The organism is Roseisolibacter sp. H3M3-2, from assembly GCF_029211165.1.
Lineage (GTDB): Bacteria > Gemmatimonadota > Gemmatimonadetes > Gemmatimonadales > Gemmatimonadaceae > Roseisolibacter.
In genome coordinates this window covers 1-9035 of sequence record NZ_JARGEK010000192.1, presented here as the reverse complement: position 1 = coordinate 9035, position 9035 = coordinate 1, and the positions used below count along the sequence as shown (strand labels likewise).

Here is a 9035-nt window from a genome sequence, read left to right as displayed (position 1 = left end):
TGTCTTCCTAAGACCGCTTGGCCTCCGACTTCGCCGGCGCCGGCGGCCGGCGGCGCCGCCACCGGCACCATCTCCGGCCGCGTCACCGAGCGCGCGACGCAGCGCCCCGCGCCCGGCGCGCGCGTGTCGATCGTCGGCCAGACGCGCTCCGTCCTCACCAACGACGAGGGGCAGTACCGCCTCGGCGGGCTCCCGCCCGGCACCTACACCGTGCGCGCGCTCCGCCTCGGCTCCGAGGCCGCGACGCTGCAGGTCGCCGTCGCCGCCGGGCAGACCGCGACCGCCGACTTCGCGCTCGCGCAGAGCGCCGTCGCGCTGGAGCAGGTCACCGTCACCGCCACCGGCGCGCAGATCCAGACCAAGGAGACCGGCAACGCCGTCTCCACCATCGCGCCGACCGTCGACGCGCTGGCGGCCAGCGCCAACGTCACCGACCTGCTCACCTCGCGCGCCCCCGGCGTCTACGTGCAGCAGTCGTCGGGCACCGCCGGCGCCGGGTCGCGCATCCGCGTGCGCGGCGCCAACTCGGTGTCGCTCACCAACGAGCCGCTGCTCATCATCGACGGCGTGCGCGCCAACAACGACGTCGGCAACCGCCAGGTGGCCAACGGCGGCATCGGGACCAACGTCGGCACCGGCGGCCAGGTGGTCTCGCGCCTCAACGACATCAACCCCGAGGACATCGAGAGCATCGACATCATCAAGGGGCCGGCCGGCGTCGCGCTCTACGGCACCGCCGCCGCCAACGGCGTCGTCCAGATCACCACCAAGCGCGGGCGCGCCGGCGCGACGCAGTGGCGCGGCTACGCCGAGCGGCGCGGCGTGGACCTCGACTACTTCGACTTCCCCGCCAACTTCGGCACGCGCGGCACGCTCACCAACGGCACCGCCACCACCAACTGCAACCTCGACCGCCGGACGCGCGCCCTCTGCACCGCCTCCGAGCTGATCTCGTTCAACCCGATCGAGGTGGTCGACCCGCTGCGCGCCGGGATGGGCGTCGCCGGCGGCGTCAGCGCGTCGGGCGGCTCGGAGCGCGTCAACTACTTCCTCTCCGGCGACTACGAGCGCGAGGAGGGGGTGTACCTGACCAACAACTGGAAGAAGACCGGGCTGCGCGCCAACCTGCGCGGCCAGCTGCGCGACAACTGGGACGTCGCGGTCAACAGCGGCTACGTCACCAACGCCCTCCAGCTCCCGGTCAACGACAACTCGACGCTCGGCATCATCTCCACCGGGCTGCTCGGCAACCCGGTCGACGACCCCGTCGGGCGCGGCTTCTTCAACGGCTTCACCCCGTCGCAGCTCTACAACCTGAGCAACCGGCAGCGCGTCGACCGCTACATCACGTCGGTCTCGTCCAACCTGCAGGCGCTCCCATGGCTCTCGTTCTCCGGCGTCGCGGGGCTCGACTACGTCGACGAGGTGACCAAGCAGGTGATCGAGCCGGGGCGCGTCTTCTTCGCCGACTACGCGCAGGGGAGCGCCAACAGCAACCCGCTCCAGATCTACAACTACACCGCGCAGGGGAACGCCACCGCGACCTTCGCCCGCGACCGGTTCCGCTTCACCACCACCGCCGGCGCGCAGTACGCCCAGGAGCGCTACCGCGGCACCAACGCCTTCGGCGCCGTCCTCACCGGCGGCACGGGGTCGCTCAACGGCGCCAGCTCGCGCTTCCAGGTCAGCGACTTCAACACCGACAACAAGCTGCTCGGCGGCTTCCTCCAGCAGCAGGTCGCGTTCGCCGACCGCCTCTTCCTCACCGCCGCCGTCCGCACCGACGACAACTCGGCGTTCGGCGAGCGCTCGGGGCGCGTCTACTACCCGTCGCTCAACGCGTCGTGGGTGGTGAGCGACGAGGGCTTCTTCCCCGCCACCCCCCTCCTCGGCTCGCTGCGGCTGCGCGCCGCCGTCGGCCGCTCGGGGCAGCGCCCGCGCTTCCGCGACGCCATCACCTACTACCAGCCCACCGCCGTCCGCCAGGACGACGCGGAGGTCGGCGCGATCACCTTCTTCAACCCCACGCTGCAGGGCGGCGTCGGCAACCTCGACCTCCGCCCCGAGCTGACCACCGAGTACGAGGCCGGCTTCGACGCGGCGTTCCTGCGCGAGCGCGTCAACCTGCAGTTCACCTACTACCGCAAGACCACCGAGGACGCGCTGATCCTGCGCCCGCTCGCCCCGTCGGTCGGCGCCGCCACCAGCCGCTTCGAGAACATCGGCCGCACGCGCAACCAGGGGCTCGAGGTGCAGCTCCAGACGACGCTCGTCGACACGCGCCCGGTGCGCTTCGAGGTGCAGGTCGGCGGCTCGACCAACGACAACAAGCTGCTCGCCCTCGGCGAGGGGATCGCCCCGATCGTCTTCAACGGCGGGCGCCAGATCCACCGCTCCGGCTACCCGCTCGGCGGCTACTGGCAGCGCAGCTACACGTACGAGGACCGCAACGGCGACGGCATCGTCAGCCGCGCCAACTGCCCCGGGCAGACGCAGGTCCCGAACTCCGGCGCGTGCGAGATCACGCTCACCGACACCGCCGTCTACCTCGGCAACCCCCTCCCGCGGCGCGAGTTCCAGGTGTCGCCGCGCCTGTCGCTGTTCGACAACGCGGTGCGCGTCTCGGCGCTGGCCGACTACCGCGGCGGCTTCAAGACGCTGAACCTCACCAACCGCTTCCGCTGCGTGTTCGTGCTCAACTGCCGCGCCATCCAGGACCCCGGCACCCCGCTCGAGGACCAGGCGGCGGCGCTGGCCGGGATCATCGGCACCGACGGCGGCTACGTGGAGGACGGCAGCTTCGTGCGGCTGCGCGAGGTCAGCGTCACCGCCCTCGTGCCGCAGCGGTGGGTGCGCCTCGCCCGCGGGCGCGAGCTGAGCCTCACGCTCGCCGGCCGCAACCTCGCCACGTGGACCGACTACAAGGGGCTCGACCCGGAGATCACCTCGACGCCGGGCGCGAACTTCACCTCGTCGGACTTCCTCACCACGCCCCCGGCGCGCGTCTTCTCGGCGCGCCTCAATCTCGCCTTCTGAGCGGACGCGCCATGACGACTCCCATCCGACGCCTCGCCGCCGGGGTGGCCGCCGCCGCCCTGGCCGCCGCGGGGCTGGCCGCCTGCAGCGCCGACGACATCCTGCGCGTGCAGGACCCCGACGTCGTGCGCCCCGACAACATCGCCGACTCGACCGCGCTCCCGCTCGTCCTCGCCGGCGCGCTGAGCGACTTCCAGAACGCCTACAACGGCGGCAACAGCGCGATCTCGACCGAGGGGCAGGCCAACATGGTCGGCCTCTTCACGGACGAGTTCATCCAGACCGAGTCGTTCCCCACCCGCACCGAGGTCGAGCTGCGCGGCATCGGGCGCGAGAACACGACGATGGCGCCGATCTTCCTCGACCTGTCGCGCGCCCGCGCGTCGGCCGAGCGGGCGGCGCGCAAGTTCCAGGAGTTCGGGCAGCCGAACGCCGTCGGGCGCTCCGAGGCGCTGTCGCTCGCCGGCTTCTCGTACGTGCTGTTCGCCGAGAACTACTGCTCCGGCGTCCCGTACAGCATCCTGAACGACGACCTGACGATCGAGTTCGGGCAGCCGCAGACGACGGCGCAGACGCTCGCCGCGGCGCTCGCCAAGTTCGACTCGGCGCTCGCCATCGCGACCGCGGGGACGGGCGCCACGGCCACGCGCGCCGCCCACCTCGCCCGCGTCGGGCGCGCGCGCACCCTGCTCGACCTCGACCGCGCGGCCGAGGCGGCGACGACGGTGGCCCCTGTCCCCACCGACTTCCGCTTCGTCGTGCAGCACTCGGAGAACTCGCTCCGGCAGAACAACGGGATCTGGGCGCTCTCCACGAGCCAGGGGCGGTGGGGCGTCTCCGACCGCGAGGGGGGGAACGGGCTCCCCTTCCGCTCCGCCGCCGACGTGCGCGTCCCCAACCGCGCCCGCGTCGCCAACGGCGGCAACGGCTTCGCGGCCGAGCCGATGCAGGAGCAGCTCAAGTACGACGAGCGCACCGACGCGATCGTGCTCGCCGACGGCGTCGAGGCGCGGCTGATCGAGGCCGAGGCGGCGCTGCGCGCCAACGACGTCACGACCTTCCTCGCGAAGCTCAACGAGCCGCGCGCCAGCGCGCTCGTGCGGCAGGCCCGCGACCTCCAGCGCTACGCCCCCGTCGGCCAGACGCTCGACCAGCTGCTCCCGCCGCTCACCGACCCGGGCTCCACGACGGCGCGGCAGGACCTGCTGTTCCGCGAGCGCGCGTACTGGATGTACCTCACGTCGCACCGCCTCGGCGACCTGCGGCGGCTGGTGCGGCAGTACGGCCGCGGCGCCGAGTCGGTGTTCCCCACCGGCGCCTACTCGTCGCCGGGCGCGCTGCGCACGGGGACCTACGGGACCGACCTGTCGTTCCCGCTCCCGAACGACGAGGGGAACAACCCCAACACGCCGCCGGGCGGGTCGCCGGCGCTCAAGGGCTGCCTCGACCGCAACGCCTGATCCGAGCACGGCCAGGAATCGGATCGTAGGGATCAGATCTGATCCCTTCGATCCGATTCTTCGTCCTTGGCCTCTTCGTGTCCGGTTCCGGCGCGCGATCGCGTGATATGACGAGCACCCGCCTCGCGGGACTCACACGGGGGAATCATGCGGATCGGAGCCGTCCTGCTGTTCGTGCTCGTCGGACTGGGCGCCCTCCGCGCGCCGGCGGCGGCCCAGGACAAGCCGGTCGTGGCGGTCGTCGGCACGGGCAACCTCGCGGGCTCTCTCGGCCCGGCGCTCGGCCGGGCCGGGTATGCGGTCGTCTACGGCAGCCGCACCCCGGCGCGGGATTCGCTGCGCGCGCTCGTGGCGCGCAGCGGCCCGAAGGCCTCCGCCGCCACGAATCCGCAGGCGGTCGCGCGCGCGCAGATCGTCGTGCTCGCCGTCCCCGCCGAGGTGGTCGAGCAGGTGAGCGACGGCCTCGCCCTCGACGGGAAGATCGTCCTGGACGTGAGCGGCGGCCGGAAGCGGGTGGCGGCGGACGGGTATCTGGAGCTCGTGTCCGACACCGCGCACGCCGAGCGGATCCAGGCCCGCCACCCGTCGGCGCGCGTGGTCAGGATCTCGCTGCCGAGCATCGCCTTCCTCGCGAACCCGCAGCTCGTGGGGACGCCGCCGAGCGTGCTCGTCGCCGGCAACAGCCCGAGCGCGCGGGAGGCGATCGCCCGCGTCCTCTTCGACCTCGGGCTGGACCCCCACGACGCCGGCCCCCTGCGGTTCGCGCGGGTCATCGACGCGCTGTCGCTGGTGGGCCAGATCCCCGGGCAGCAGCGACGCGCGGAGCTGTACGACCTGAAGATGCTGCCGAGCACTCCGTGGTCGTGCTTCTTCGACGCGGTCGCGGCTTTCGGCTACGGCCGCCCGTACGACCTGGACAGCCTCCCGCGGTTCCCGCGGCGCGATCCCGTGACCTCCTGCGACGAGTGGCGGCGGCGGGTCCGCTTCTGAGCGGCTCGGTAAGAGCATTCGACAGGATTGACAGGAAACCGGGGGAACGACTCGAGGCTCGAGTCGTTCCCCCGGTTTCCTGTCAATCCTGTCTAAACCAAAGCCGCAGATTCGGCCGGCGCGTAGGTACGCGCCACGTACGCGTCGAGGATCTCGAGGAACTCGGCCACGATGCGGTCGCCCTTGAGCGTCGTCAGCAGCTTCCCGTCGACGTACACCGGCGCCTTCGGCTCCTCGAACGTCCCCGGCAGCGAGATGCCGATGTTGGCGTGCTTGCTCTCGCCGGGGCCGTTCACGACGCACCCCATCACGGCGACCTTCATCTCGACCACGCCGGGGTGCGACTGCTTCCAGACCGGCATCTGCTCGCGCAGGTACGTCTGGATGTCCTCGGCCATGTGCTGGAAGAAGGTCGACGTCGTGCGCCCGCAGCCGGGGCACGCCGTCACCTGCGGCGCGAACGAGCGCATGCCGAGCGACTGCAGGATCTGCTGCGCGACGAACACCTCCTCGCTGCGGTCGCCGCCCGGCTTGGGCGTGAGCGAGACGCGGATCGTGTCGCCGATCCCCTCGCCGAGCAGGATCGCGAGGCCGGCCGTCGAGGCGACGATCCCCTTGGCGCCCATCCCCGCCTCGGTGAGCCCGAGGTGCAGCGGGTAGTCGCAGCGGCGCGCCAGGCGGCGGTAGACCTCCACCAGGTCGGCGACGACGCTCACCTTCGCGCTGATGAGGATGCGGTCGTGCGGGAGCCCCACCTCCTCGGCGAGCGCCGCCGAGCGGAGCGCGCTCTCGAGCATCGCCTCGATGTAGACGTCCTTCGCGTCGCGCGGCGCGGCGCTCGACGCGTTGGCGTTCATCATCTGCGTCAGCAGGTCCTGGTCGAGCGACCCCCAGTTGACGCCGATGCGCACCGGCTTGGCGTGGTCGATCGCGACCTGCACGATCTGCGTGAAGTTCGCGTCGCGGTGGCGCGTGCCGACGTTGCCCGGGTTGATGCGGTACTTGTCGAGCGCCGCCGCGCAGGCCGGGTACTTCGTGAGCAGCAGGTGCCCGTTGTAGTGGAAGTCGCCCACCAGCGGGACGTCGAGCCCCATGTCGTCGAGGCGCGCGCGCAGCTCGGGGACCGCGGCCGCCGCCTCGTCGTTGTTGACCGTGACGCGCACGATCTGCGACCCCGCCCGGTGCAGCGCCGCCACCTGGAGCGCGGTGGCCGCGGCGTCGGCGGTGTCGGTGTTCGTCATCGACTGCACGACGACCGGGTGCGACGCGCCGACGCCGACGCCGCGCACGAACGCGGTCACGGACGGGCGGCGGGGGGCGAACGGGCCGGGGGCGCCGACGGTGGGAAGGCTCACGGGGTGCTGCGCTGCGCGGGCTGCTGGGGAGGTTCGGAGGGGCGCCGGAAAGCTAGCGCGGCCGGGACGGGCGAGGGATACTGAGGCCTGAACGACGCGCGCCCGCGCCGCGGGTCCCGCCTCCCCGCCCCCGCCGATGACCGACCCGACGCCCGACCCGTCGTCCCCCCCGCCCCCTCCCCCGCCGTCCGCGGCGCCGCGGCGGTCGTTCGCCCGCCGGCACTGGGGGAAGCTCACGCTCGTCGCCCTCGTCGCCGGGCCGGCGCTGGCGTTCGCCGCGTGGGCCGCCGCCGCGCTCACCGTCAGCTACTCCGACGGCACGCGCACGGGCTACAACCAGAAGCTCTCGCGGAAGGGGTGGCTGTGTAAGACGTGGGAGGGGGAGCTGGCGCTGTCGAACGTCCCGGGGCAGGCGCCCGAGCTGTTCCAGTACTCGGTGCGCGACGACGCGGTGGCGGCGCAGATCCAGCGGCTCGAGGGGCGGCGCGTGGCGCTGCAGTACGAGGAGCACCGCGGCGTCCCGTCGTCGTGCTTCGGCGAGACCGACTACTACGCGGTCGGCGTGCGCGCCGTGGACGCTGACCCGCTGGCGGCGCCGCAGTCCGGTCCGGCTGGCGCGACCCCTGCAGTTCCGCCCGGTGCAGCGCCGGCGCCGGTCTCCCCGGCACCACCCGCGCCCTGAGGATCGCGAGGGCGCGGGCGCACTTCCCTACACGCACCGCACCCATGACGACCCTTCGCCGCATCCTGGCCGCCGTCCCCGTCGCGCTCACGCTCACGGCCGCCGCCGCGCACGCGCAGGCGACGACGACCACCCGCCCGGTCAGCTTCGGCCTCTCGGGCGGGCTCACGCTCCCCACGGGCGACATCGGCGACGCCGTCGAGTCGGGCTACAACGTCGGCGGCTTGCTCGAGTTCGCGCGCCCGGCCTCGCCGATCGCGTTCCGCGTCGAGGTGGACTACCAGCGCTTCGGCAGCAAGCTCGATCTGCCGGGCGCCGGCGACCTGCGCGTCATCAGCGGCGCGGCGAACGTCCTCTACAAGTTCGCCGGCCAGACGGCCCGCCCGTACCTGCTCGGCGGCGTCGGCCTGTTCAACAGCGCCTCGACCGCCGAGGACAGCGAGTCGGAGACGGACTTCGGCCTGAACCTCGGCGCCGGCCTCGAGGTCCCGCTCTCGGGGATCACCGTGTTCGGCGACGTGCGCTACCAGCCGATCTTCTCGTCGCCCGAGAAGGTGAACCTGGTCCCGATCCGCGTCGGCATCCGGTTCTGACCGTCGGCGGGCATCCCCGGGGGACCATTCGGCTCCCCCGGGGGTACCAGCGCGGCTATTGCCGCCCTCCGAGCTCACCCATATCTTCAGCGCGCCTCGGTGGGACCCGGACACGGGTGTCCCGGTCGTGCCGGGGTATCGGAGTTTGTCGGGGTACGGCGTGTTCCGCTCCCTGGACAAATCGACACCAAAGGAGAGCTGGACATGCGTACGACCGGCAAGGTGAAGTGGTTCAACGACGCGAAGGGCTTCGGGTTCATCACGCCCGACAACGGCAGCAAGGACTGCTTCGTGCACTACAGCGCCATCCAGGGCCAGGGCTTCAAGACGCTCGCCGAGGGTGACGCGGTGGAGTTCGACATCGTGCAGGGCCAGAAGGGTCCGGCCGCCGAGAACGTCCAGCGCGCCGGCTGACCCCAGCCGACCGCACACCGGCGGGGCGTCGAGGATCTCCTCGGCGCCCCGTTTCTTTTTGAAGGCCGGGAGGGGCGAGCTCGGATACGGCGAACTCGGGAACGGCGAACTCGGGTACCGCGGTCCCGCTCCGACCGACATCGCTCCACCCGGTCTCGCCTCACCCGAAGTCGCACTCCCCGAGTTCGCCGTATCCGAGCTCGCCCCACCCGCATGATCACCATCGTCGGAGCCGGCCTCGCCGGCCTGTGCTGCGCCCGCGAGCTGGCCCGCGCCGGCCGCGCCGTCACGGTCCTCGAGGCCGGGGCCGAGCCGGGGGGGCGCGTGCGCTCGCGGGTCGTCGACGGCTACGTGGTCGACCGCGGCTTCCAGGTGCTGTTCACCGCGTACCCGACGCTGCGCGCGGCGCTCGACCTCGACGGCGCGGGAGGCGAGCGGCTGCGGCTGCGCCGCTTCGCGCCGGCGGCGCGCGTCGGCCGCGCGAGGGGCGCGGGGCTGGTCGGCG

Annotated in this window: 8 protein-coding genes; 7 read left to right on the top strand and 1 reads right to left on the bottom strand. The window is 72.6% G+C overall.

The window, feature by feature from the left end; genetic code table 11:
- The 3 genes from PYV61_RS15540 to PYV61_RS15530 all read left to right on the top strand — a co-directional run.
- On the top strand, positions 1-3036 hold a 3036-nt coding region (locus tag PYV61_RS15540), incomplete at its 5' end, for a SusC/RagA family TonB-linked outer membrane protein (RefSeq protein WP_275833172.1).
- A gap of 11 nt (positions 3037-3047) precedes the next feature.
- Positions 3048-4496: a hypothetical protein gene (locus PYV61_RS15535; RefSeq protein WP_275833170.1), complete on the top strand. Its 1449-nt coding sequence runs from the start codon at positions 3048-3050 to the stop codon at positions 4494-4496.
- Positions 4497-4643: 147 nt separating this feature from the next.
- Entirely contained in the window at positions 4644-5486 is an 843-nt protein-coding gene (locus PYV61_RS15530; RefSeq protein ID WP_275833168.1) for an NAD(P)-binding domain-containing protein, read from the top strand.
- Between the two features lie 92 nt (positions 5487-5578).
- On the opposite strand, the gene ispG is transcribed toward PYV61_RS15530, so the two are convergent.
- A complete protein-coding gene (gene ispG / locus PYV61_RS15525) occupies positions 5579-6841 on the bottom strand; it encodes a flavodoxin-dependent (E)-4-hydroxy-3-methylbut-2-enyl-diphosphate synthase (RefSeq protein ID WP_275833166.1) in 1263 nt (420 codons plus the stop codon).
- Positions 6842-6977: 136 nt separating this feature from the next.
- Here ispG and PYV61_RS15520 point away from each other — a divergent pair, with 136 nt between their 5' ends.
- From PYV61_RS15520 to PYV61_RS15505, 4 genes are all read left to right on the top strand, one after another.
- Entirely contained in the window at positions 6978-7523 is a 546-nt protein-coding gene (locus PYV61_RS15520) for a hypothetical protein (protein ID WP_275833164.1), read from the top strand.
- A gap of 44 nt (positions 7524-7567) precedes the next feature.
- Positions 7568-8116 (top strand): outer membrane beta-barrel protein, encoded by a 549-nt coding sequence (locus PYV61_RS15515; protein WP_275833163.1) that lies wholly within the window; start codon positions 7568-7570, stop codon positions 8114-8116.
- A gap of 204 nt (positions 8117-8320) precedes the next feature.
- Entirely contained in the window at positions 8321-8530 is a 210-nt protein-coding gene (locus tag PYV61_RS15510) for a cold-shock protein (protein ID WP_275833161.1), read from the top strand.
- A 213-nt stretch (positions 8531-8743) separates the two neighbouring features.
- Positions 8744-9035 (top strand): FAD-dependent oxidoreductase (locus PYV61_RS15505; protein WP_275833158.1); only part of this gene is annotated, 292 nt, incomplete at its 3' end.

Excerpts from the sequence above, each read along its gene's own strand:
- PYV61_RS15535 (WP_275833170.1), top strand. The coding sequence starts at position 3,048 with ATGACGACTCCCATCCGACGCCTCGCCGCCGGGGTGGCCGCCGCCGCC.
- PYV61_RS15530 (WP_275833168.1), top strand. The coding sequence starts at position 4,644 with ATGCGGATCGGAGCCGTCCTGCTGTTCGTGCTCGTCGGACTGGGCGCC.
- PYV61_RS15520 (WP_275833164.1), top strand. The coding sequence starts at position 6,978 with ATGACCGACCCGACGCCCGACCCGTCGTCCCCCCCGCCCCCTCCCCCG.
- PYV61_RS15515 (WP_275833163.1), top strand. The coding sequence starts at position 7,568 with ATGACGACCCTTCGCCGCATCCTGGCCGCCGTCCCCGTCGCGCTCACG.
- PYV61_RS15510 (WP_275833161.1), top strand. The coding sequence starts at position 8,321 with ATGCGTACGACCGGCAAGGTGAAGTGGTTCAACGACGCGAAGGGCTTC.